General features: G+C 73.9%; 19 protein-coding genes. 14 read left to right on the top strand and 5 right to left on the bottom strand.

What is annotated here, in order from left to right:
• The first annotated feature begins 148 nt into the window (after window positions 1–148).
• From ACZ4UX_RS23015 to ACZ4UX_RS22965, 11 genes are all read left to right on the top strand, one after another.
• The gene (locus tag ACZ4UX_RS23015; RefSeq protein ID WP_465708014.1) at window positions 149–1177 is read left to right on the top strand and encodes a carbon-nitrogen hydrolase family protein; all 1029 of its coding nucleotides are present in this window, start codon (window positions 149–151) and stop codon (window positions 1175–1177) included.
• 4 nt (window positions 1178–1181) lie between these two features.
• A complete protein-coding gene (locus ACZ4UX_RS23010) occupies window positions 1182–2114 on the top strand; it encodes a carbon-nitrogen hydrolase family protein (protein ID WP_329486354.1) in 933 nt (310 codons plus the stop codon).
• A 6-nt stretch (window positions 2115–2120) separates the two neighbouring features.
• Complete coding sequence (locus ACZ4UX_RS23005) at window positions 2121–2744, top strand: hypothetical protein (protein ID WP_465708013.1); 624 nt, start codon at window positions 2121–2123, stop codon at window positions 2742–2744.
• A gap of 150 nt (window positions 2745–2894) precedes the next feature.
• The gene (locus ACZ4UX_RS23000) at window positions 2895–3131 is read left to right on the top strand and encodes a ferredoxin (RefSeq protein WP_329486357.1); all 237 of its coding nucleotides are present in this window, start codon (window positions 2895–2897) and stop codon (window positions 3129–3131) included.
• Window positions 3128–3784, top strand: a complete 657-nt coding sequence (locus ACZ4UX_RS22995) for an NADPH-dependent FMN reductase (RefSeq protein WP_465708012.1) — start codon at window positions 3128–3130, stop codon at window positions 3782–3784. The genes ACZ4UX_RS23000 and ACZ4UX_RS22995 overlap by 4 nt, the downstream gene beginning before the upstream one ends.
• A 99-nt stretch (window positions 3785–3883) precedes the next feature.
• Window positions 3884–4444 carry a hypothetical protein gene (locus ACZ4UX_RS22990; protein WP_465708011.1) on the top strand — a complete coding sequence of 187 codons (561 nt, stop codon included), beginning with the start codon at window positions 3884–3886 and terminating at the stop codon, window positions 4442–4444.
• Entirely contained in the window at window positions 4441–5040 is a 600-nt protein-coding gene (locus tag ACZ4UX_RS22985) for a class I SAM-dependent methyltransferase (RefSeq protein WP_329486360.1), read from the top strand. Before ACZ4UX_RS22990 ends, ACZ4UX_RS22985 begins: the two co-directional genes overlap by 4 nt.
• A gap of 186 nt (window positions 5041–5226) precedes the next feature.
• Window positions 5227–6858 (top strand): MFS transporter, encoded by a 1632-nt coding sequence (locus ACZ4UX_RS22980; protein WP_465708010.1) that lies wholly within the window; start codon window positions 5227–5229, stop codon window positions 6856–6858.
• A 130-nt stretch (window positions 6859–6988) separates the two neighbouring features.
• The gene (locus ACZ4UX_RS22975; protein ID WP_465708009.1) at window positions 6989–7690 is read left to right on the top strand and encodes a hypothetical protein; all 702 of its coding nucleotides are present in this window, start codon (window positions 6989–6991) and stop codon (window positions 7688–7690) included.
• A gap of 93 nt (window positions 7691–7783) precedes the next feature.
• On the top strand, window positions 7784–8572 hold the full coding sequence (locus tag ACZ4UX_RS22970; RefSeq protein ID WP_465708008.1) for a DNA alkylation repair protein: 789 nt from the start codon (window positions 7784–7786) through the stop codon (window positions 8570–8572).
• Window positions 8573–8620: 48 nt separating this feature from the next.
• Window positions 8621–10801 (top strand): molybdopterin-containing oxidoreductase family protein, encoded by a 2181-nt coding sequence (locus ACZ4UX_RS22965; RefSeq protein ID WP_465708007.1) that lies wholly within the window; start codon window positions 8621–8623, stop codon window positions 10799–10801.
• Between the two features lie 39 nt (window positions 10802–10840).
• On the opposite strand, the gene ACZ4UX_RS22960 is transcribed toward ACZ4UX_RS22965, so the two are convergent.
• Window positions 10841–11788: a helix-turn-helix domain-containing protein gene (locus ACZ4UX_RS22960; RefSeq protein WP_465708006.1), complete on the bottom strand. Its 948-nt coding sequence runs from the start codon at window positions 11786–11788 to the stop codon at window positions 10841–10843.
• Between the two features lie 100 nt (window positions 11789–11888).
• Between ACZ4UX_RS22960 and ACZ4UX_RS22955 the strand changes: the two genes are divergently transcribed.
• Entirely contained in the window at window positions 11889–12920 is a 1032-nt protein-coding gene (locus ACZ4UX_RS22955) for a saccharopine dehydrogenase family protein (RefSeq protein ID WP_465708005.1), read from the top strand.
• 27 nt (window positions 12921–12947) lie between these two features.
• Here the strand turns inward: ACZ4UX_RS22955 and ACZ4UX_RS22950 are convergent, their stop codons facing one another.
• The 3 genes from ACZ4UX_RS22950 to ACZ4UX_RS22940 form a co-directional block, all read right to left on the bottom strand.
• Window positions 12948–13355 carry a nuclear transport factor 2 family protein gene (locus ACZ4UX_RS22950; protein WP_359803939.1) on the bottom strand — a complete coding sequence of 136 codons (408 nt, stop codon included), beginning with the start codon at window positions 13353–13355 and terminating at the stop codon, window positions 12948–12950.
• A 294-nt stretch (window positions 13356–13649) separates the two neighbouring features.
• Window positions 13650–14114 carry a rhodanese-like domain-containing protein gene (locus ACZ4UX_RS22945; protein WP_465708004.1) on the bottom strand — a complete coding sequence of 155 codons (465 nt, stop codon included), beginning with the start codon at window positions 14112–14114 and terminating at the stop codon, window positions 13650–13652.
• 104 nt (window positions 14115–14218) lie between these two features.
• A complete protein-coding gene (locus tag ACZ4UX_RS22940) occupies window positions 14219–15634 on the bottom strand; it encodes a helix-turn-helix domain-containing protein (protein ID WP_465708003.1) in 1416 nt (471 codons plus the stop codon).
• 308 nt (window positions 15635–15942) lie between these two features.
• Between ACZ4UX_RS22940 and ACZ4UX_RS22935 the strand changes: the two genes are divergently transcribed.
• On the top strand, window positions 15943–19137 hold the full coding sequence (locus tag ACZ4UX_RS22935) for a M28 family peptidase (RefSeq protein WP_465708002.1): 3195 nt from the start codon (window positions 15943–15945) through the stop codon (window positions 19135–19137).
• 314 nt (window positions 19138–19451) lie between these two features.
• A complete protein-coding gene (locus ACZ4UX_RS22930; protein WP_465708001.1) occupies window positions 19452–20768 on the top strand; it encodes a cytochrome P450 in 1317 nt (438 codons plus the stop codon).
• Window positions 20769–20847: 79 nt separating this feature from the next.
• On the opposite strand, the gene ACZ4UX_RS22925 is transcribed toward ACZ4UX_RS22930, so the two are convergent.
• A complete protein-coding gene (locus tag ACZ4UX_RS22925; RefSeq protein ID WP_465708000.1) occupies window positions 20848–23415 on the bottom strand; it encodes a discoidin domain-containing protein in 2568 nt (855 codons plus the stop codon).
• Window positions 23416–23455 lie beyond the last annotated feature (40 nt).

Genomic DNA, 23455 nt, shown 5'->3' with positions numbered 1-23455 from the left:
CCCCCCACCCCCCCCCCCCCCCCCCCCCCCCCCCCCCCCCCCCCCCCCCCCCCCCCCCCCCCCCCCCCCCCCCCCCCCCCCCCCCCCCCCCCCCCACCCCCGGACCACCCCGCCCGCGCCACCGCCCGTCCCCGGAAGGAGCACGACCATGCCCACCGCCGATCTTCGCCGGTACCGGGTCGGCGTCGTCCAGTTGTCCGTCGCCACCAACCGCCGTGCGGAGAACCTGGCGCGGGCCGAGAAGCTGGTGCGCGCCGCGGCCGACGACGACTGCCGGCTCGTCGTCCTGCCCGAGGTGTTCGCCACCGCGCTCAACCTGCCCAAGAGCCACGAGATCGCCGAACCGGTGCCCGGGCCGCTCACCGAGTGGCTGGCCGGCCTGGCCCGCGAACTCGGCGTCTGGATCGCCGCCGGCGTGCTGGAGCGCGCCGGAGACGACGTGCACAGCACCGCCGTCCTGCTGGACGACACCGGGGAGCTCGTCGGCACCGCGCGGCGCACCATGGTCTACGACCTGGAGGCGCACTTCATCACGGGCCGCACCGGCGCCCGCGTCTTCCCGACCCCGCTCGGCCGGATCGGCTTCGCGCTCGGCTACGACGTACAGTTCCCGGAGGTGCTGCGCGGCCTGTTCGCCGACTCGGCGGAGATCATCGTGGCCCCCTCCGTCCTGCTGCGGCCGTTCGCCGAGCCGGTGCGGCAGATGCTGCTCGCCCGGGCCGCCGAGAACTGCGCCTACGTGCTGTTCGCCAGCGCGACCGGCGAGAACACCCTCGCCGGGCTCACTTACATGGGCCGCAGCGCGATCCTGCGCAGCCCGCTGGCGATCGGCGCCTACTCGCGGGACTTCCGCAAGCAGCAGCCGGTGCTCGCCGAGGCCGACCGCGAGGAGGTGCTGCTGACCGCCGACCTGGACCTGCACGAGCTGCGCCGGATGCGCGAGGCGGCGCCGTTCGCCGCCGACTTCCGCCGCTCGCCGCTCGGCCTGGCACTGACCGCCGCCACCCACCCGGACGGGCCGCTGCCCGACTGGGCCGCCGCGGCCCTCGCCCCGCACACCGCACCGCATGCCGCTTCGGACACCCCGGACGCCCCGACCCCGGAAGCCCCCGACGCCCCGGCGGCCCCGGACACCTCGGCGGCCCCGGACACCTCGTTCGCCTCGGATGGAGCCTGACCAGATGACCGTCGAACGCTCGCTCGCCACCAGCCGGCCCCGGGTCGCGCTGATCCAGTCCTTCTGGGACCCGGACCCGGAAGTCAACCTGGCCCGGACCCTCGCCCTGCTGGACACCGTCCAGGACGTCGAACTGATCATCCTCCCGGAGTTCTTCCTCGGCCCGCCGTTCTACTTCCCCGGCCGCGCCCACCTCAAGGGCGTGATCGACCAGCCGGTACCGGGCCCGCTCTTCGACCAGCTCGCCGAGGTGGCCCGCGCCAAGGGCTGCTACCTGCTCTGCGGCACCGTCGTGGAGCGGGAGGGCGACCGGTACTACAACACCTCCGTCCTGCTGGACGACCAGGGCCGGATCGCCGCCAAGGCCCGCAAGACCCACCGGTTCGCCGCCGAGATGGTCACCGTCTCGCCCAGCGACGAACTGGTCATCGTGGACACGCCGTTCGGCCGCCTGGGGATCTGCGTCTGCTCCGACTTCTGGATCCCCGAGGTGCCGCGGACGCTGGCGATGCGCGGCGCCGAGATCATCGCGGTGCCGGGGGCGGCGCTGCGCGGCAACATCCAGATCACCCGGCCGTGCATCCAGGCCAACTCCTCCTTCAACGTCTGCTACACCCTGCTGGCCAGCGCGGTCGGCGAGGTGACCGGCGAGCGCGCCGGACGGACCGTCACCATCTCGGTGGCCGGCCACAGCACCGTCGCCTCGCCCGAGCACCTGGTCGGCTCGCTGGACGAGGAGGAGGGCGTGCTGATCGCCGAACTCGACCTGGACCGGTTGCGCGAACTGCGGGAGGTCGACCTGTCCTTCCGCAAGAGCCTCTACTTCTGCCTGCACGGCCGTCGGCCCGAGCTGTACCAGGACCTGCTGAAGCCGTACGCCGGCCACCAGGACCTGGAGACCCTCATCACGGACTACCTCACCGCCCGACGGAGCTGATTCGCCATGGCACCCAGCCTGCTGTACCCCGCCGCCGACCACCTGCCCACCGGTGCCGACCGCGAGCCCGCCCTGAAGGAGGTCCTCGACTGGGCCGACCGGGCGGCCGCCACCAGCACCGCCGACGCACTGCTCGCCTTCTTCGGCCAGCCGCTGGACCCGCGCACCCTGCGGCTGACCGGCCTGCACCACGTCGCCGTCTACCTGGGCGACTACCGCACCGAGGAGGAGTACGAGGCCTGGCTGGAGACCGTCCGGTCCCACCCGGGAATCGGCCGGGTGTCCGCCGGCCCCTCGCACATCGCGCCGCGGGTGCACGGCACCCCCGGGCACTGGATCAACCTGAGCACCGAACGCGGCACCGAGGTCGAGTTCTTCACCTGCCGCGCCTACGGGGCCTGGGCCGACGAGCCGCCGGAGCGCAAGCGGGCGCTGATGTCCCACCTCGGACTCAGCGTCGACACCCCGGACCACGTCCGCCGGGTGCTGGACTACCTGGCCGGCTTCGACAGCGTCGAGGTGCTGGCCTACGCCCCCGAGGACGAACTCGGCCACACCTACGGACACCTGCTGCGCACCGACACCGACCGGGTGCTGGAGCTGGTGCACGCCGGACGGAGCATGGCATGAGCGAGCGGAGCGAGGTCATCATCCAGTGCCGCGCGTTCCGCGAAGCGGCCACCGAGCGAAGCGAGGCGGGCGCATGAGCGAGCGGAGCGAGGTCATCATCCAGTGCCGCGCGTTCCGCGAAGCGGCCACCGAGCGAAGCGAGGCGGGCGCATGAGTGGGTTCCCGGTACCGGCCCGGCTGCCGGAGAACGTGCCCGGGCGGTTCTACGTCAACGCGGAGTGCACCGACTGCGACACCTGCCGCTGCATCGCCCCGGACTCCTTCGTCCGCAACGACAAGGCCGGCTACACCTTCGTCGCCCGCCAGCCGGCCGACGAGGACGAGGAGGAGCTGGTGTACGAGGCGATGGACTGCTGCCCGGCCGACGCCATCTGCGAGGACGAGTGAGCCCCCGTCCGCCGGGGCCGAGGATCCTCGGCCTCGGCGGCTCGCTGCGCCCCGGCTCGACCAGCCAGTTGCTGCTGCGCCGCGCCCTCGCCGTCCTGGACGCCGACGGCTGCCGGACCTCCCTGCTGGACCTGCGCGAGCTGGACCTGCCGTTCTGCAACGGCGACAAGCAGGACCCGTGGCCGAGCCGCCCGGACGTCAAGCTGCTGCGCGAGGAGTTCCGCTCCGCAGACGGCGTCATCCTGGCCGGGCCGGAGTACCACGGGACCATCGGCGGGGCCCTGAAGAACGCCCTGGACCTGCTGGACTTCGAGCACGTCGAGGGGAAGGTCTTCGGGGCGATCTGCGCGCTCGGCGGGCGCAACAACTCCAACGCGCTCAACCACCTGCGCCTGGTGGCCCGCTGGTACCGGGCCTGGATGGTGCCCGAGCAGGTCGCCGTCCCGCAGGCCCGCGGCGCGCTGCCGGGCGGCGAGCCGGCCGATCCCGAGCTCGGGGCGCGGGTGGACGAGCTGGCCCGCAGCGTGGCCCGGGCGGCGGCGCTGCTGCGGCCCGGGGCGGGCGGTCCGGCCGTCGTCGGGTCGGTCCGGCCGGGACCGGCCGTCCCGGAAGAAGTTCCGAACGTGTCCAGGACAGTCAAACGCGGGAGCTGACCCGTTGGTAGCGTCACCCCTGTGAATAAGACGCACACATTGGGTGCGCATTTCCAGGGGGCCGGAGAATGGTTCCCGGTGCACCCGAGACCACTTCTCGTGATCAGTCTCCGCCATCCGTCCAACGGAACTCCGCGGGAGGCGACCTGGCTTCGCCTCACCGCCTTTCTGTTCAATCGCGGGATTTCCGACGACCGCACCGTCGGTATCGAAGTCCTGTACGACGATCCGGAGTCCACGGCGCCCGACCGGCGGCGTTTCGACGCCTGCCTGTCGGTGCCCCGGGACCGGGTCGCCGGGCTGTCCCTGCTCGATCCCCGCAGGGACAGCCTGGGCATCCGCGTGCTGCCCGTCCTGAGCGAACGGCTGATGCTCTGGCGGGGCGGTTCGGCCCAGGCCGAACCGCCCGTCCGCCACCGGCACGTCACACCCGCCGCCGACCTCCCGCTGCGGGCCAACTGGCCGCGCTACGAGGTCTACCGGGGCTCGCCCGTGCTCACGCCCGGGCACCCCGAGGTGATCGGCTGGTACGCCACCGCGGCCTCCTCGGCCGCTGCCGTGGGCGGCAGCCACCTCCCCCCGCGCACGCCCGCCACCGGCGTGCCCCGCCGGCCGTACGGTGCGGTCCGGCGCGCCTCCGGAAGGGGTCAACGACCATGACCACGACGACCACGATGAACTGGGACCGGGCCTACAAGGCCGGTGATCACCACCAGTACTGGGAGCTCAGCGCCCCCTCCCCCGACCTGGTCGGCTTCCTCGCCGCCACCCCGCCCGCGCCCGGCGCCCGGGCCCTGGACCTCGGCTGCGGCACCGGCTGGGACACCGTCGCGCTGGCCCGGGCCGGGTACCGCGCGACCGGGGTCGACATCAGCGGCGAGGCCGTCGGCATGGCCGTCGCGCGCGCCGCCGAACTGGGCCTGGAGATCGAGCTGTCGGTCGGCGACGTCCGCGGACTCGACCTGCCGGACGAGGAGTTCGACCTGCTGGTCGACCGCGGCTGCTTCCACCACCTCGGCCCGGACGACCGCGACCGCTACGCGGCCGAGGTGGCCCGGCTGCTGGCCCCCGGCGGCCTGCTCTACCTGCGCGGGAGCCGGCAGGAGATGTTCCCCTTCAAGCCGGTGGACGCCGCCTCGCTCGCCCGGCACTTCCCCTCGGACCGTTTCAGCACCGGCCCGTTGATGCCCTTCCAGCTCCACACCGACGTCCTCCAGCTGGACGCCAACGCGGTGGTCCTGCGCCGCGCCGACTGACTCCGGGGCGGCCCCCGCCGCCCGCCGGCGCGCCCGCCACCTCTCGGCGCACCGCCGCGACCACCCCTCGCGATCCGTTTCGCGCCGGCCTGACCGAGACCGGCGGACATTCCGCGCTTCCCCGTTTCCGGAGCCCGATGCCCGCTTCGTCCGACGGCTTCCGGCGCTCCAAGAAATGAGCCACCTATGACCACCCCGCAAAGCCGGGACAAAAGTCCCTGGCTCATCCTCGGCGTGCTCAGTATGGGCTTCTTCATGACGCTGCTCGATATGACGATCGTCAATATCGCGCTGCCCCATGTGATGACCGGAGTACACGCCTCGCTGGACGAGGGCCTGTGGGTGTTCAGCGCCTACATCCTCGGCTACGCCACCCTCCTCATCGTCGCCGGCCGGCTCGGCGACCTGTTCGGCCCCCGCCGGGTCTACCTGTACGGCCTGGCGGTGTTCGTGGTCGCCTCCTGCGTGTGCGGGGTCGCCCCCAACGCGGGCGTGCTGATCGCGGCCCGGGCCGTCCAGGGCATCGGCGGGGCCATGCTCGCCCCGCAGATCCTGCCGATCGTCACCATGGTCTTCCCGCCCTCCAAGTGGGGCGCGGCGTTCGGGTTCACCGGCGCGCTCTCCGGGCTCGCGGTGCTCACCGGGCCGACCCTGGGCGGGGTCATCGTCAGCTACCTGGACTGGCGGTGGATCTTCTACCTCAACCTGCCGATCGGCATCGCCACCGCCTACCTGGTGCTGCGGCACGTCCACGACTACCGGCCGGGCAAACGCCAGCCGCTCGCCGTGCTGCCCACCGCCCTGCTCGTCCTCGGCCTCACCGCGCTGGCCTTCGGCCTGATCGAGGGCGAACGCCTGGAGTGGAACGCCACCGCCTGGGCGGCGATCGCGGCGGGGCTCATGGTCCTGACGTACTTCGTCCTGGACCAGCGCAGGCACCAGCGGTCCGGCCCGCTGCTCCCCTTCGACCTGCTGCGACTGCGCAACTTCGCCTCCGCCAACATCATCGCGGCGATCATGGGCTTCTCGATGCTCGGCGCCTTCCTGCCGATCTCGCTCTACCTCCAGACCGTGCTCGGGATGTCCCCGCTGCGGGCCGGCTTCACCATCGCCGCGATGCCGCTCACCTCGGCGCTGGTCGCCGGGGTCGGCGGCAAGCTCTCCGACCGCGGCTCGGGCAAGGCCGTCATCCTGACCGGGCTGGCCTGCTTCACCGCCGGGCTGGGCTCGTTCGTCCTGGTCACCGGGACGGACACCAGCACACTCCAGCTGATCGGCCCGTTCGTGCTGGCCGGCCTCGGCATGGGCCTGGTGTTCTCGCCGCTGTTCAGCGTCGGCATGCGCCAGGTCCCGCCGCCGCAGGCCGGGGTGGCCTCCGGACTGGTCAACACCGCCCAGGAGATCGGCGGCCTGCTGGCCAGCGCGGCGATCGGCGCGATCCTGTCGCTGCGGCTCTCCAGCGGCCTGCGCGGCTGGGTGAACGAGCAGGCGCTCGCACTGCCGCCGGAGGCCCGGGAGGGCTTCAAGCGGGCGTTCGCCCCGCTCACCGACGGCGCCCTGAAGATCGGCAGCGGCGGTCCGCCGCCCGCCCTGGCCGGGGCCGACCCGGCGCAGGCGGCCAAGGTCCAGGGCGCCTTCGCCGAGGCCTTCACCAGCGCCATGCACAGCGGACTGCTCCTGCCGGTGGGCCTGCTGGCCGTCGGCTGGGTGGCCGCCCTGCTCCTCATCCGGGACGTCCCGGCACCGGCCTTCGGAGCTCCACGACCGCCCGCCGCCAGGGCCACGGGCAGCGCCCCGGCGGCGGCCGAGAAGGCCTGAGGCCACCGGACCGGTGGCTCCGCGCCACCGACCGACGTCCCCCGTCCCCCCGTCCACCCACCACCTACCGACCCGAACCGCATCCGACCGGTCCGCGCCGGCGGAACGAACAGAACCGAGGAGTCATCCGATGTCCCAGTCCCCCGTGGTGCTGTCCACGCACATGATGGCGACGTACATGGTCAAGCCCGGCTGCGCCGAGCAGGCCCGTGACATCATCGCCCGGCACTGGCCCACCCTGAAGGCGCACGGCCTGGTCACCGACGAGCCCGCCACCGTCTACCACAGCGAGAGCGAGCACGGTCCGGTCTTCTTCGAGATCGTCACCTGGGTCGACGAGAACGCGGTCAGCCGCGCCTTCAACACCCCGGACGTCAACGCGATCTGGCAGGAGATGGCGGCGATCACCGAGGCCCGCGAGGGCCGGCCGCCGGTCGACTACCCGATCGTGCACCGGATGGGCTACTTCCAGGACGAGCCCGACCTCCCCGAGGAGGACGCCTACACCGGGCTCGCCCACTACCTCGTCCGCCCGGACAAGGTCGCCGAGTTCCACGAGCTGATGGCCCGTGACTGGCCGACCCTGCGCGACGAGAAGCTGACCAGCGGCGACCGCGCCGTCGTCTACTTCGGCGAGGACGCCACCGGCCCGTTCTTCCTGGAGATCGTCCGCTGGTACGACCAGCAGGGCCCCAGCATCGCGTACCGCAACGACAAGGTCAGCGCGATCTGGCAGGACGTGTTCCGCTACACCGAGGGCCGCAGCGGCCGCCCCGCCTCCGAGTACCTGTGGGCCGGCGAGCTCCGCTACCCGTACCACGACGCCGACTGACGTAACGTCAACACCTCAGAGAACCATCAGCGTTCGGACGGGCCGGGGCGCCGCCCCCGGCCCGTCCGGCCCCGTCCGACCGGAGCTTCCTCGGTGACCCGCAAGACCCCCCAGACCTTCGACACCCCGCCCGCCCCCGTCCTCGCCGACCGGCTCAGGTCCGAGCTGGAGGACAGCGCCGTGCCCGGCCGGGCCGACGGCGAGAAGGCCTACCTGAAGAGCCGGCTGGAGCACATCGGCGTACCGCTGCCCGCCATGCGCACCGTGGTGCGCAACTTCGTCCGCCGCCACCCCGGGCTCGACCGGGACACCCTGCTGGAGCTCACCGAGGAGCTCTGGGCCCCGCCCGTCCACGAATCGCGCTCCTGCGCCGCGCTGCTCCTGGAGAGCCGCTCCGACCTGCTGGTCCGCGAGGACACCGGCTACCTGGAACAGCTGCTGCGCGAGTGCGAGACCTGGGCGCACGTCGACCTGATCGCCCCCAAGGGCGCCGGCGCCCTGCTGCTGCGGCTGCCGGAGACCGCCGAGGACTTCCTGCGCTGGAGCCGGGACGACCACCAGTGGGTACGGCGCGGCGGCATCCTGTCCTACCTGCTGGCCCTGCGCGACCGGGGCGAGTTCCCGCACTACTTCGCCGCCTTCGGCGAACTCGCCGACCCGCTGCTGACCGACTCCCGGTTCTTCGTGCGCAAGGCGCTGGGCTGGGCCCTGCGCGAGGGCGCCAAGCACCACCCCGAGGAGGTCGCCGACTGGCTGCGCGCCCGCCTGCCCCGGGTCTCCGGGCTCACCCTGCGCGAGGCGATCCGGCCGATCGACGACGACACCTGCCGGAGCCTCCTGCAGGAGCACGCCGAACTCGGCGGGCGCCGACCGCGCGGCTGACCGCCCGCGCCGCGCCCGGCCGCCACCGCCCACCGCCCGGAGGCCCGCATGACCACGCACAGTCCCGCCGACCCGCACCGCCGGCCGCTCCCGGTCGTCCAGGTGCTCGCCGAGGACGGCCGGCACCGGACGATCTGCCGGATGTGCCACGGCGGCTGCGGCGCCATCGTGACCGTCGACCAGGGGCGGCTGACCGCCATCGAGGGCGACCCGGAGAACCCCAACAACCACGGGTTCCTCTGCGCCAAGGGCCGCGCCTCGCTGGAGCACCTCAACCACCCCGACCGGCTGACCACGCCGCTGCTGCGCACCGGGCCGCGCGGCAGCGGCGAGTTCCGGCCGATCGGCTGGGACGAGGCGCTGGAGCGGACGGCCGTCGCGCTCGACCGGGCCCGGATCGAGCACGGCCCGGAGGCGGTGGTGCTGGCCCAGGGCACCGACCGCAACTACCAGGAGTGGCTCTTCCGGTTCGCCAACAGCTTCGGCACGCCCAATGTGCTCGGCCCGGCGCACGTCTGCTTCTACCCGAGGGTGATGGCCGGCATCCTCACCGCGGGCGGCTTCACCTTCTGCGACTACGAGGGCCGGCCCGACCTGGTCCTGGTCTGGGGCTCCAACAAGGCGCTCACCCACGGCGACGGGGTGATCGGCACCCGGCTGCTCGCCTCCGTCCGGGACGGCTCCCGGATGATCGTGATCGACCCCCGGCGGACCTCACTGGCCGCCCGCGCCGAGCAGTTCCTGCAGGTCCGCCCGGGCGGGGACGCGGCGCTGGCGCTGGCGATGATCCACACCGTGATCGAGGCGGACGCCTACGACCACGCCTTCGTCGAGAAGTACACCGTCGGCTTCGAGGACCTCGCCGCCCACGTCGCCGACTGGACGCCGGAGTCGGTCGCCGAGCGGACCGGCGTGCCGGCCGACCTGATCAGATCGGCCGCCCTCGCCTACGCGGCCGCGCCGAGCGCCGCGATCGAACTCGGCACCGGGCCCCAGCAGCACCGCGACTCCTTCCACACCTGCCGGGCGGTCCTGCTGCTCTCGGCGATCTGCGGCAACCTGGACCGGCCCGGCGGCGACGTCCTGTGGGACCCGCCCGGCATCGACGGCCGCCGGTCCTTCCCGCGCGCCGAGCTGCTGGCGCCCGAGCAGGCCGCCAAGCGCCTCGGCGGCGACCGGCACCGCATCCTGGCGATGTCCGGCTGGGCCCACCCCGGCTCCGTCTGGGACGCCGTGCTCGAACCCGACGCCCCGCACCCGGTGACCACCATGCTGGTGCACGGCAGCAACCTGCTGCTCAACTACGCCGACTCGGACCGCGTCCGGCGGGCCCTGGAGCGGCTGGACTTCCTCGCCGTCGCCGACCTGCGGCTCACCCCCACCGCCGCCATGGCCGACGTCGTCCTCCCGGTCGGCGGCTGGCTGGAGCGGGACCAGATCGTCGAGCACGCCCACTACGTCGCGGCCCGCCGGGCCTTCGCCAAGGTCGGCGACACCCGCTCCGACGAGTGGATCCTCACCGAACTGGCCCACCGGCTGGGCCTGTCCGCCGACTTCTGGCCGGACGCCGCGGACTCCCTGGACACCCGGCTGGAGCCGATCGGCATGGACTGGCGGCAGCTGGCCGAACTCCACTACCGGGCGACCCCGCTGGAGTACCACAAGTACCGCAGCCGCGGCTTCGGCACCCGCAGCGGCAAGGTCGGGCTGCGCTGCGACGCCCTGCGCGCCTTCGGCTACCCGCCGCTGCCCACCCCCGGTCCGCCGGTCGGCGGGCCGGAGGACGGCCCCTACCTGCTCACCTCGGCGCACTCGGCGTTCTACTTCAACTCCGAGTTCCGCGACCTGCCCTCGCTGCGCTCCAAGGAGCCCGAGCCCCGGCTGGAGATGCACCCCGAGGCCGCCGCCCGCGAGGGCCTGGCCGACGGCGAGTGGGCGGAACTCGCCACCCGCACCGGCCGCATCCGGCTGCGCGTCCTGCTCACCGACCGGATCGCCCCCGAGGTGGTGATGGCCCCCGCCGCCTGGTGGTACCCGGAGCGCGGCGCCGACGGCGGCTGGCGGGAGGCCAACGTCAACCTGCTGACCACCAACGAGGACGAGAACGCCGAGATGGGCTCCTCCACCTTCCGCGGCCTGCGCTGCACCGTCACCCGCGCGGCGGACCAGTCCCCGGCCCCGGGCGGACTGGCCGCCGCCGCGGCGGGTCCGCGGGCCCCGGGGCGGTGAGCCCGGCCGTCCCCCGGGCCGGTGGCGGGCGCCGACCGGTCAGCCGGCCCTCGCACTGCGGAACGCCTCCCGGTAGCTGTTGGGCGGGACGCCGACGATCCGCTTGAACTGGCGCCGCAGCGTGGCGGCCGTCCCCATCCCGGTGGCGACGGCCACCGCCTCGACGCTCTCGTCAGTGGCCTCCAGCAACTCCTGGGCCCGGCGGACCCGCTGGTTCAGCAGCCACTGGAGCGGTGTCTGCCCGAGCACCGACCGGAACTGCCGGCCGAGGTTGCGCGGGCTGGTGTTCGCCCGCCGCGCCAGGTCGGTCACGGTCAGCGGCCGGTCCAGCCGCTGCTGCGCCCAGGCGAGCACCTGGGTCAGCGGGTGGTCGCCCGTCGCCTGCACCGGCGTGGCCACGAACTGGGCCTGACCGCCCGTGCGGTGCGGCGGCATGACCAGGCGACGGGCGACCGAGTTGGCGATCCCGGCACCGTGGTCGAGGTGGATCAGGTGCAGGCAGAGGTCCACGGCCGCCGCCTTGCCCGCGGAGGTGAGCACGCTGCCGTTGTCCGTGTAGAGCACGTCCGGGTCGACCACGGCCAGCGGGTGGCGGGCGCTCAGCTCCGCGGTGTGGGCCCAGTGGGTGGTGGCCCGCCGGCCGTCCAGCAGGCCCGCCGCGCCGAGCACGAACGCGCCGGTGCAGAGCGAGGCCACCCGGGCGCCGGCCCGGTGCGCGGCGCGCACCGCCTCGACCAGCTCCGGGGGCGGCGGCTCGTCGACGTCGGCCCAGGCGGGCACGATCACCGTGTCGGCGTCCACCAGGCGGTCCAGCCCGTGGTCCGGCTCGACGACGAACGGGCCGACCCGTACCGGCCCGGGCCCGCAGAGCACCACGTCGTACCAACCGTCCACGGCCTCGCGCGGAGGATTGCCGAAGATCTCGTAGGCCACCCCCAGCTCGAAGTGCAGCAGGTTTCCGGCGGTCGGCAGCGCGACAGTGGGCATGTCCGAAAGTGTACGGGTGTTGTCGTTCCGGACCATCACACCCGGGCCCCGCCGGCGACCAGACTGAGGGTCGACAGGACAACGAGAACGGGGAACAGCGATGGGTACGACGGCTGCAGTGGTGGTCTACGGCGCGACGGGGCACACCGGTCGCTTCATGGTGGCCGAGTTGCGACGGCGTGGCTTCGCCCCCGTCCTCTCCGGCCGCAACGCGGCCCAGTTGGAGGCGCTGGCGGCCGAGTGGCCCGGCACCCAGGTCCGGCCGGCCACCGTGGACGACCCGGCCTCGCTGGACCGCGCCCTCGCCGGGGCGGCGGCGGTCGTCAACTGCGCCGGACCGTTCGCGGTGACCGGCGGCCCGGTCGTCGAGGCCGCGATCCGCGCGGGGATCCCCTACGTCGACGTCGCGGCGGAGATCGAGGCGAACGCCGCGACCTTCGCCGACCACGCGGACGCCGCCCGGGAGGCCGGCACCCCGGTCGTCCCGGCGATGGCCTTCTACGGCGGCCTGGGCGACCTGCTGGTCACCGCCGCGATGGGCGAGTGGACCTCGGCGGACCTCGTGCACGTCGCGTACGGGCTGGACAGCTGGCACCCCACGCCGGGCACCCGGGAGGCCGGCCGGGTGTCCCACGAGCGCCGCGCGGGCCGCCGGGTGAGGTTCGCGGACGGCGCGCTGCGGTACCACGACGACGCGCCGTCCGAGCAGCAGTGGACCTTCCCCGCGCCGCTGGGTACCCGCGCGGTGCTCGGGGAGTTCACCATGGCCGACGTCGTCACGGTACCCAGCCACCTGGCCGTGCCGGAGGTCCGCACCTACATGACCGTCGAGGCCGCGGGGGACCTCGCCGGCCCGGACACCCCGGCCCCGGAGGCGGTCGACGACCTGGGCCGGTCGGACCAGAGCTTCGTCGTCGACGTCCTGATCGAGTCCGGCGGGGTCGGGCGACGGGCCACCGCCCGCGGCCGGGACATCTACGCGATCACCGCCCCGCTGGCGGTGGAGGCCGTCGAGCGCCTGCTGACCGGCCGGAGCCGCACCACCGGGGTCGCCTCGGCCGGCGCGATGTTCGACGCGGCGGACTTCCTGCGGGCGCTGGGTCCGCACCTCTCGGTCGAGCTCCCGCACTGACGCCGCTCGCCCGTCCCCCGCTACCCGCTACGCCTCACCGGCGCGCAGCGGGTAGCGGGGGACGGAGCGGCGGTGGGCGATCCGCCAGCCGTCCCCGGTGCGGACGTAGACGTCGAACCAGTCCCCGTTGTGGACCGTCCCGTCGAACTGGATCGCCAGGTAGCGGCTGTGGCCCCGGACGGTGCCGTCCGGCTCGACGGTGAGCACGCTGTCCAGGGTGTGCTGGTCGGGGGACCGGCTGCCGAGGTCGCGGCTGAACACCCGGATCTTCTCCAGTCCGCTGAACACCGCTCCGGTGCGGGCGAGTTCGAGCACTCCGTCGGCGGTGAAGACCTCACCCAGCGCCCTGGTGTCGGCGTTGTCGAAGGCGTGCGGGAAGCGGGCGAGCAGCTGGCGGATCTGCTCGGCGTCGGTCGGGGACAGGTCGGCGGCCATGCGGTCTCCTCGGCAGGGAAGTCGGGGCGGGGGTCCGGCGCCCGGACCTCGACCGCACCGGTGACCTGACGTCGCGTCAGCGGAGTGCACCCCGGTGACGGGACTGCCGGCCGGGGCCCGCGGCCGACGTTCTCCGCCGCCCGATTCTAGGAACGCCGGGACGATCTCTCAACGGCCGGACCGGGGATTCGGCGGCCTCGGGGCATTCCGAAAACCGCACGTCACAGGAGCGAAACACGGCCGCCACATTGACCCGTGGAACGCCACTCCGACCCGCCTGCGGGCGCACCGGCCTCAGCAGGCGCAGGAGATCCCGGAGCGCGGGGCGGTCAGCTCGTCCACCGGCCGCTGCTCGCTGCCGTGGTCGGTGTCGTAGGCGAAGCCCTCGCGGGCCCAGTACTCGAAGCCGCCGAGCATCTCCTTGACCGGATGGCCGAGTCGGGCGAAGGCGAGGGCCGCCCGGGTGGCGCCGTTGCAGCCCGGACCCCAGCAGTAGGTGACGACCGTGGCCGAGGGGTCGATCAGCAGCGGCGCGAGTTCGGCGATCCGGGCGGTGGGGATGTGCACCGCGCCGGGGATCCGGCCCTGTGCCCAGGCCGCCTCGCCGCGGGAGTCGACCACCACCACACCGGGCACGCCGGCGGTCAGGTCGGCGTGCACGTCCGAGACGTCGGCCTCGAAGGAGAGCCGGCCGAGGAAGTGCGCGGCGGCGACGGCCGGGTCGGCGGCGGGGACGGTGAGAACGGCGCTGGCGGTCATCGGGGTGCTCCTCGCACTCGCACCGGGGCCCGCCCTGTTCGGCGGTGGTCCGATCCTCGCCCGGCGGGGCCGGCGCCCACGAGCGGCGTGATCGCCCACCTTCGTCAAGATACCGCCAGCCCGTGGGCGCCCAGCCGGATGCGCAGCCCGCGCAGTTCGTGGCGGGCGAGGGCGGGCAGCGCGGTCGCCTCGTCCAGGACCGGGGCGAGCAGCTCCACGGCGGTCCGCAGGTCATGGGCACACAGGTGGCAGTCGGCCATCCGGATGGTGAACAGCAGCCGGGTGGAGGGCAGTTGGTCCGGGGCCAGCAGCCGCAGCGCGGTGTCGGCGGCGTCCACGGCGCGCAGCGCCAGCCGGTGGTCCCCGACGGCGGCGGAGGCGTCGCGCAGTGCGGCGGCGGCGGCCGACTCGACCCGCAGCCGCATCGAGGCGATGGAGAGCCAGGGCGCGTCGGTCTCGTCGTGCTCGCCGATGTGGTCGAGGTGCAGCCGGGCGCGGCCGATGTGCCGGACCGTCGCGCGGACGTCCCCCGCCAGGGCGTGCGCCCGGGCCTGGCCGATCTGGGACATCGCGCCGGCCCAGTGCCGGCCGGGCGCGGCCCGGGCGATCTCGCGGGCGTAGCCGAGCGCGGCGGCCGGGTCGCCGTCGAGCCGGGCGAGGGTGCTCATGTCGCTCAGCGCGGCGACCTGGGTGGCCGGGTCGCCGGCCAGTTCGGACCAGGTGAGCGCGCGGTCGAAGCAGGCCATCGCGGTGGCGTTGCGGCCGTGCTGCATCCGCAGCCCTCCGGCCGCGTGCGCGTACTCGGCGGCGAGCCGGGCGAGCGCCTGGCGGGCCCGGGCGTCGGTGGTGCCGCCGAGCCGGCGCAGGATCGCCCGCAGGGTCTCCTCGACGGCGGCTGTGCCGGGCCCGGCGGGCGCCTCGCCGGCCCGCAGGTGGGCGGCGAGCAGGCCGGTGAGGGCGTGCGCGGTGTCGGCGTCCAGCGGCGGCGCGGCGTCCGGGTCGGCGGCGCAGAACGCGGCGTGCAGGGCGGCGAGTTCGGCGGCCTCGGGGACGGCGCAGCCGGCCGCGCCGTGCAGCGGGCAGAGCAGCCCGTAGTCGGGGAGCCGGCGGGGCGGGCCGCCGGCTGCGAGCGGCGGCAGCGGCGAGGGCGGGGCGGCGGGGCCGCCGGGCAGTGGCGGGCGGGCCCAGCCGGCCGGGGCGGGCGGGCCGGGCGGGGCGGCCGGGGCGGGCCGGTCCCACTCCCCCGCGTCCCCCTCCTCGGCCCGCAGGCAGGCGGTGCGCAGTTCGCCGCCGGCGCCGAGCAGACCGTCCAGCCGCTCGGCGATCCGCGGGGTGGTCCGGCGGGCGCCGTGTTCGAGCTTGCTGACGGCGGTGTGGTCGTAGCCGATCTCGGCGCCGAGCTGGGCCTGGGTGAGGCCGGCCCGGCGGCGCCAGTGCCGCAGCCGGGCGCCGAAGGCGCGCCAGAGCGGGTCGGCCGGCGGCGGACCGACGGACGGTACGTCGGTGTGGCTCCGGTGCACGGGGCTGCCCTCCCGAGTCGGTTCCGGTCCTTCCGATGGACAGGACGGTACTGGACCGGGCGGGCTCCGTACATGAGGTGGTCTCAACCTCTTGGTCTCAACCTCTTCACAAAACCCGCAGCTTGACAGAACTTGCCAACTGCACGGAAGCCATGCCGCAGCCGTTGACCGGGGCATGACGGCATGTGAGTGTTCCGGCACCCGAGCGCGGACGCCCGCAACGGCCGTCCCCCGATGCGGCCCCGCGGTGAGCGCCAGACAGGCACGTCGTCCGCGGTCGAGCACCCCCACGTTCGAGGAGCCTCGGAATGAAACGCAGATTACTGACGGCGGGAACCACCCTGACCGTCCTGGCCGGCATGCTGACCGCCACCGCGGTCGGACAGGCCGCCGCCCAGCCCGGCCCGGCCGTCAGCGCGCCGCCGAGCGCCCTGGCCGCCGCCGTCTCCGCCGCCGACCAGGCGGCCGCGGCGGGCCTGGACGCCCTGGCCAAGGGCCCGGGCGAGACCTACGAGCGCCAGTCCGTCACCCCGTGGCTCGGCGGCCTCTACTCCGTGGCCTACGAGCGCACCTACCAGGGCCTGCCGGTGGTCGGCGGCGACGCCGTCGTCATAGCCGACGGCCAGGGCAAGGTCCGCGGCCTCCAGTCCGCCGCCACCGGTCCGGTCGGCGGCCCGACCAAGGCCGCGATCAGCGCCGCCCAGGCGGAGAAGACCGCGCGCACCCGGCTGGCCGCCGTCGACGGCGTCGACACCCGCCGCCTGGTGGTCAAGGTGCAGGACGGCACCGGGCGGCTCGCCTGGGAGACCGTGCTCACCGGCCGGACCGGCGCGGCCCCGAGCCGGCTGCACGTCTTCGTCGACGCCCGCACCGGCGAGGTGATCGACAGCTACGACGACGTCAAGGCCGGTACCGCCAACAGCAAGTGGAACGGCCCGGCACCGGTCACCATCAACACCACCGCCTCGGGCAGCACCTACTCGCTGCGCGACCCGAGCCGGTCCGGGCTGAGCTGTGCGGACTACAGCTCCGGCCAGGTGTTCTCCAAGTCCAGCGACTCCTGGGGCACCGGCAACCCGACCAGCAAGGAGACCGGCTGCGCCGACGTGATGTTCGCGGCGCAGAAGGAATGGGACATGCTCCGCGACTGGCTGGGCCGCAACGGCCACAACGGCAACGGCGGCAGCTGGCCGGTCAAGGTGGGCCTGAACGACGTCAACGCCTACTGGGACGGCTCCTCCGTCTCGATCGGCCACAACAACGCCAACGAGTGGATCGCCTCCATCGACGTGGTCGGCCACGAGTTCGGCCACGGCATCGACCAGTACACGCCGGGCGGCGCCAACAACGAGAACGGCCTCGGCGAGGGCACCGGCGACATCTTCGGCGCGCTGACCGAGGCGTACGCCAACGAGCCGTCCCCGTACGACAACCCGGACTACACCGTCGGCGAGATGATCAACCTGGTCGGCAGCGGGCCGATCCGCAACATGTACAACCCCTCGCTGGTGGGCAACAACCCCAACTGCTACTCCTCCTCGATCCCGAGCACCGAGGTGCACGCGGCGGCGGGCCCGCTGAACCACTGGTTCTACCTGCTCTCCGAGGGCTCCAACCCGGGCGGCGGCAAGCCCACCAGCCCGACCTGCAACAACTCCTCGGTGACCGGCGTCGGCATCAAGGACGCCGGGAGGATCTTCTACGGCGGCATGCTGCTCAAGACCAGCGGCATGACCTACAAGAAGTACCGGGTCACCACGCTGACCGCGGCCAAGAGCCTCGACCCCGGCTGCGGCCTGTTCACCCGCACCAAGGCGGCCTGGGACGCGATCAGCGTCCCCGCCCAGAGCGGTGAGCCCACCTGCACGCCGTCCGGCACCAACGACTACTCGCTGCTGGTCAACCCGACCGCCGGCTCCGTGCAGCCCGGCGCCGCCACCACCGCCACGGTGAGCACCGCGGTCACCTCGGGCACCGCCCAGGCCGTCAACCTGGCCGTCTCCGGCGCCCCGGCCGGCGTCACCGCCTCGGTCAGCCCGTCCTCCGTGCAGGCCGGCTCCTCCGCGACGCTGAACGTCTCGGCCTCCTCCTCGGCCACCCCCGGCACCTACGTGCTCACGGTGACCGGCACCGGTTCCGCCACCCACAGCGCGCAGTACACGCTGACGGTCGGCAACGGGAACCCCAACCCCGGCGTGCCCGACGTCAGCGTCGCCAACGTCCAGGCGCACCTCGCCCAGCTGAACACCATCGCCTCGCAGAACGGCGGCAACCGCCGGGCCGGCTCGGCCGGCCACAGCCAGTCGCTCGCCTACATCAAGGGCAAGCTGCAGGCCGCCGGCTACACCGTCAGCGAGCAGACCTGCACCTCCTGCACCTACAGCTCCAACAACCTGATCGCGGACTGGCCGGGCGGCCCGGCCGACCAGGTGACCATGTTCGGCGCCCACCTCGACAGCGTCGCCGCCGGCCCGGGCATCAACGACAACGGCTCCGGCTCCGCCGTCCTGCTGGAGAACGCGCTGACCCTCGCCCAGCAGAACCCCACCCTGACCCGGCACGTCCGGTTCGCCTGGTGGACGGGTGAGGAGCAGGGCCTGCAGGGCTCGCAGTACTACGTCAACCAGCTGGGCTCCACCCAGCGCAGCGCCATCAAGGGCTACTACAACTTCGACATGGTCGGCTCGCCCAACGCCGGCTACTTCATCAACAACATCGGTTCCGCCACCTCCGCCCCAATGAAGGCCTACTGGGACTCCCTGGGCATCCAGCCCGAGGAGAACGTCGAGGGCCAGGGCCGCTCCGACGACTACTCCTTCCAGCAGGGCGGCATCCCCACCTCCGGCTACGCGGCCGGCGCCAGCGCCGTCAAGACCCCGGCCCAGGCGACCAAGTGGGGCGGCACCGCCAACCGGGCGTACGACTCCTGCTACCACCAGGCGTGCGACACCACGAGCAACATCAACGCCACCGCCCTGGACCGCAGCGCCGACGGCGTCGCGTACACCCTGTGGAAGACCTCGGTCGGCACCGGGCCCATCCCGACCAACGACTTCTCGGTCGCGGTGAACCCGAGCACCGGCAACGCCCTCCCGGGCGGGAGCACCAGCGCCACGGTCTCCACCGCCACCACCTCCGGCTCGGCCCAGACGGTGAACCTCACCGCCTCGGGCGCACCCAGCGGGGTCACCGTGTCGGTCAGCCCGTCCTCGGTGCAGTCCGGCTCCTCCGCGACGCTGAACGTCTCGGTCGGCTCCGGCGTCCAGGCCGGCACCTACACCATCACGGTGACCGGTACCGGCTCGGCCACCCACAGCACCACGTACTCGCTGGTGGTCGGCACCGACCCGGGCAACCCGGGCGGCACCTGGACGCCGGGCACCACCTACAGCGCGGGTGACGTGGTCACCTGGAACGGTGTCAGCTACCGCTGCATCCAGGGCCACACCGCCCAGGTCGGCTGGGAGCCCAACATCGTCCCGGCCCTCTGGCAGCAGATCTGACCTGATCCGGAGGCCGTCGGGCCGGGCCGGGCCGCGGTTCGTCGAGGGGGACGAACCGCGGCCCGGCCGTCTGTTCGGCGGGGGTCACCGGGCGCACGACGGGGTGCGGCCCCGGTCGGCACCCGATCCGGTCGGCACTGCCGTCCGGGCGGATCGGAACCCCGCCGTCGTTGCGGGCCCCGGCGGTGCGGCCGGGGCCCGCAGCACGTACGCCCGGCGGCTGGGCGGCGCGCGGCGACCGTGCGCTGACGTACAGTCAGGCCGGGGCCCGTGCCCCGCCCAGCAGTCGACCGTGCCGGCAGAGGAGAAGCGCCGTGGCCACCGAAGCCCACCCCGTCCCCGTCCCGCCGCCCGCCGACGGGGCCGCCCGGCCCGTTCCCGAACTGCCGGCCGAGGCCGTCGCCCGGTGGCGGGCCGAGGGGTCCGAGCTGGTCGAGCTGCTCGCGCTCGCCCACCGGGAGCTGGGCGGCGTCGCGGCGTTCCGGCTCGGACCGGCCCCCACCGTGCTGGTCACCGACCCGGAGGCGGTGCAGCACGTGCTCGGGCGGCACCCGGACCGCTACGTCAAGCGCTCCCACCGGGCCCGGATGCTCGCCGGCGAGGGCGTCCTGTCCGCCACCGGAGAGGCCTGGAAGCGCCAACGGCGGATGCTGCAGTCCCAGTTCACCGGACCGGGGATGCGCCGCTACGAGCGGCGGATCGCCGAGGCCGCCCGCCGCGCCGCCGACCGCTGGGCCGGGTACGCCCGCACCGGCGAGCGCTTCGACCTCGGCGAGGAGATGCGGCACTTCGCCCTCGACACCATCTGGCGCGCCCTCACCGGCCGCCCGCTGGACGACCGGACCGACCGTGAACTCGCTTCGGTGGCCCGGGTGGTGGCCGCGCTGCCGACGCTGCCCGCGGACGGCGCCGACGCCCGGGACGCGGTCGCCGAGGACCTGGCCAGGATCGACGCCGTCGCGCACGCCGCGATCGACGCCGCCCGGCGCGACCCGGCGGGCGACGGCCTGCTCCGGGTGCTGGTCGAGGCCGCCGACGAACACCCCGAGTACACCGACCGGTTGATCCGCGACGAGCTGGTGACCCTGCTGGTCGCCGGGCACGAGACCACCGCCACCACATTGACCTGGCTCTTCCTGTTGCTCGACGGCAACCCCGGGGCCCGCGCCTGGGCGCTGGCGGCCGGCCCCGAGGGCTCGGCCGGGCGGCGCGAGGCGGTGCAGGCGCTGGTCAGCGAGACCCTGCGGCTCTACCCCTCCGCCTGGATCCTGCCCCGGCACGCGGCGGAGGCCGACACCCTGGCGGGCCACCGGATCGAGGCCGGTACGGACCTGCTGGTCTGCCCCTATCTGACCCACCGGGACGCGGAGTTGTGGCCCGACCCGGAGCGCTTCGACCCGGCCCGGTTCACCTCCCCCGGCCGCAAGCCCGCCCACCTGGGCGCCTACTACCCCTTCGGGCTCGGCGCCCGCGCCTGCCTGGGCACCCAGTTCGCCGTGCGGGAGACCACCGCCCTGGTCGAACTCCTGCTGGAGCACAGCCCGCGGCTGCTCGCCGTCCCCAGCGGCTCCGCGTACGGGATCACCGTCCGGCCCGACGGGCCCGCCCCGGCCACGCTCGCGGGAGCGTGACCGGGGCGGGCCGGCCTGCGGGGCGACCGTCGGGGACGGCCGGTCGGAGACGGTCAGTGCAGGGCCGCTCAGGGACCGGTCAGGGGAAGGCGACCACGGTGGACGGGACGGTGGCGGTGCCGGAGGTCGCGCCACCGGTGCCGTTGACCACGTGCTCGTACTGGCCGTTGCCGCCCAGCGAGACCACCGACAGGTCGTGCAGGCGCACCCCGGGCCGGACCGGGACCTCGAAGCCGTGGTCCATCCGGATGGTCGGGTCCACGTTGAAGTAGCAGTAGCTGCCGAGGCCCCAGCCCTCGTGGGTGGTCACGCCGTCGTCGACCTTGTAGGCCGCGAAGCCCTTGGTCGCGCCGTTCTGCACGGCCGCCTGGTTCGGCGCGTCGTACGCCTTCTCGTTCTGGAAGAAGATCGTCCGGCCGCGCTCGCCGGACCACTCGACGTCGTACTTCTTGAAGTGCTCCACGAACAGGCCGGTGGCGAGCACGTCGTCCCCGCGCACCAGCAGGCCGTAGTCGGAGGGGTTGGTGGTCCAGCCGACCCCGGCGCCGTGGTCGGCCCGCCAGATCCAGCTGTGGTCGACGATCACGTCGTCACTGTTGACCACGATCCCGGCGGTGGCGGAGCCGGGGCCGGCGCCGCCGACCCGGATGAACACGTCCTGGAGGGTGGTCGGGTCGGCCGCGTGGTCGGCGGCGGCGTTGTCCGGCCCGATCTGCACCAGGGAGGGCGAGTTGACCGCTCCGGCGTCGACCAGCAGACCGGCCAGCCGGACGCCGTCGACGTCGGCCACCTTGATCGCCGTCACCCCGTTGTCCGGGACGACGGTGGCCAGGCCGAGGCCGAGCACCACGGTGTCGGGCCGGTTCACCTCGATCGGCCGGTCGACGTGGTAGACGCCGGGGGTGAAGAGCAGGTCGAGCCCCTGGGCCAGCGCCGCGTTGATGGTCGCCGCGGTGGCACCCGGCTTGACCACGTAGAACTGGCTGAGCGGCCGCGAACCGCCCTGCGGGGTCCCGTCCCAGGAGACGCCGCGGGCGTCGGTCCGCTTGGCCGGGACGAACACCTTGTAGTCGTTGCCGTCCAGGTAGAGGAACGGCTTCTCGCGGGAGACCGGTGTGCTGTCGAGCGTGGTGTAGGGCGGGTTGGGGAAGCCCTGTGCCGGCGCGCCCTGGACGCCGGAGAACACCTGGTTCCAGACCCCGTTGGAGAAGCCGCCGACCGCGCTGTCCCGGGTGTACCACTGCTGCTGGGAGTAGTTGCCGACGGTGCCGTCGATCCGGCTGTCGGCGATGTAGCCGCCGCTGGCCCAGCCGTAGCCGTCGGGCGACAGGTTGAGGCCGCCCTTGACGTGCATCCGGCGGAACGGCGCCGCCTGGGCGACGGCCCAGCGGTCGGTGCCGTTGACCGGGTTGAGCGCGAGGTTCTCGGCGGAGCGCCAGAAGTTCTGCGTCGCGTTGCCGTTGAACCAGCCGGCGTCCACCGTGACATCGCCGTTGATGGTGGTGTCGTCCGGCTTCAGGCCGAGGCCGGCGATCGAGGTGTAGAAGCCGAGCTGCGCGTTGAGGTTGTTGTAGGTGCCCGGCTTGAACAGCAGCGCGTAGCGCTCGCTGCCGAACTGGTTGGCCTCCTGCTGGTGGAAGACCGCGTCGACCTTGGCCTGGATCCCCGGGGTGGCGGGGTCGAAGACCAGCACGTTGGGGCCGAGGTCGCCGCCGCCCTGGACCGGCGGCACGGTCGGCCCGTCGGTGGTGTTGACCCGGAAGTCCCAGAGCGAGTACCCCCAGGCGGTGCCGCGGGCCTGCCCGTTCATCCGGACGTAGCGGCCGCTGCCGGAGACGGCGAGCGTCTCGGTGCCGCCGGCACCGGTCGCGGTGGCGTACAGCGTCCGCCAGCTCGATCCGTCGTCCGAGGTCTGGAGCTGGTAGGAACGCCCGTACGCGGCCTCCCAGTTCAGGACCACCCGGCAGAGCGGGCGGACCGAGCCGAGGTCGACCTGGAGCCACTGCTGGTCGCTCGCCGCGGACGACCAGCGGGTGCCCGGGTCACCGTCGACGGCGTTGCCGGCCGCCGTGCCGGCGTTCTCCGCGGACGAGGCGGTGGCGGGCCGGCCCTGGGCGGCGTCGGTGCTGCCGCAGTCGGCGCCGCCCGGGGTGAAGGCGCCGTAGACCTGGAACTCCCAGAGCGAGTAGCCGTATCCGGTGCCCCGGGCCAGGCCGTTCATCCGGACGTAGCGGCCGCTGCCGGAGACGGCGAGCGTCTCGGTGCCGCCGCTGCCGGTGGTGGTGCTGTAGAGCGTCCGCCAGCTCGATCCGTCGTCCGAGACCTGGATCTGGTACGAACGCCCGTACGCCGCCTCCCAGGTGAGCACCACCTTGGTGAGCGCGGCACTGGCTCCGAGGTCGACCTGGAGCCACTGCTGGTCGCTCGCCGCGGACGACCAGCGGGTGCCGGTGGATCCGTCGACGGCGTAGGCGGCCGGGGTGGCGCCGTTCTCGGTGGACGAGGCGGTGACCGCCCGGCCCTGGGAGATCAGGGTGTCGGCGGCGTGGGCGGCCGGCGCGGGCAGCGCCAGGACGGCGCCCGAGAGCAGGGCGAGGCCGGCCAGTGCGGCCGGGGCCCTGCGGGGGCGTGCTGAAGCGAGCCTCATGGGCTTCTCCTGCGGTGGGGGTGAGTGGGGTGTGGGGGCG

The organism is Kitasatospora sp. NPDC028961 (assembly GCF_055564815.1).
The sequence above is the reverse complement of the archived record's forward strand: the minus strand, read 5'-3'. Positions and strand labels throughout refer to the sequence as shown.

Coding starts and splice junctions, on each gene's coding strand:
- ACZ4UX_RS23015 (WP_465708014.1), top strand. CDS start 149: ATGCCCACCGCCGATCTTCGCCGGTACCGGGTCGGCGTCGTCCAGTTG.
- ACZ4UX_RS23010 (WP_329486354.1), top strand. CDS start 1,182: ATGACCGTCGAACGCTCGCTCGCCACCAGCCGGCCCCGGGTCGCGCTG.
- ACZ4UX_RS23005 (WP_465708013.1), top strand. CDS start 2,121: ATGGCACCCAGCCTGCTGTACCCCGCCGCCGACCACCTGCCCACCGGT.
- ACZ4UX_RS23000 (WP_329486357.1), top strand. CDS start 2,895: ATGAGTGGGTTCCCGGTACCGGCCCGGCTGCCGGAGAACGTGCCCGGG.
- ACZ4UX_RS22985 (WP_329486360.1), top strand. CDS start 4,441: ATGACCACGACGACCACGATGAACTGGGACCGGGCCTACAAGGCCGGT.
- ACZ4UX_RS22980 (WP_465708010.1), top strand. CDS start 5,227: ATGACCACCCCGCAAAGCCGGGACAAAAGTCCCTGGCTCATCCTCGGC.
- ACZ4UX_RS22975 (WP_465708009.1), top strand. CDS start 6,989: ATGTCCCAGTCCCCCGTGGTGCTGTCCACGCACATGATGGCGACGTAC.
- ACZ4UX_RS22965 (WP_465708007.1), top strand. CDS start 8,621: ATGACCACGCACAGTCCCGCCGACCCGCACCGCCGGCCGCTCCCGGTC.
- ACZ4UX_RS22960 (WP_465708006.1), bottom strand. CDS start 11,788: ATGCCCACTGTCGCGCTGCCGACCGCCGGAAACCTGCTGCACTTCGAG.
- ACZ4UX_RS22955 (WP_465708005.1), top strand. CDS start 11,889: ATGGGTACGACGGCTGCAGTGGTGGTCTACGGCGCGACGGGGCACACC.
- ACZ4UX_RS22950 (WP_359803939.1), bottom strand. CDS start 13,355: ATGGCCGCCGACCTGTCCCCGACCGACGCCGAGCAGATCCGCCAGCTG.
- ACZ4UX_RS22945 (WP_465708004.1), bottom strand. CDS start 14,114: ATGACCGCCAGCGCCGTTCTCACCGTCCCCGCCGCCGACCCGGCCGTC.
- ACZ4UX_RS22935 (WP_465708002.1), top strand. CDS start 15,943: ATGAAACGCAGATTACTGACGGCGGGAACCACCCTGACCGTCCTGGCC.
- ACZ4UX_RS22925 (WP_465708000.1), bottom strand. CDS start 23,415: ATGAGGCTCGCTTCAGCACGCCCCCGCAGGGCCCCGGCCGCACTGGCC.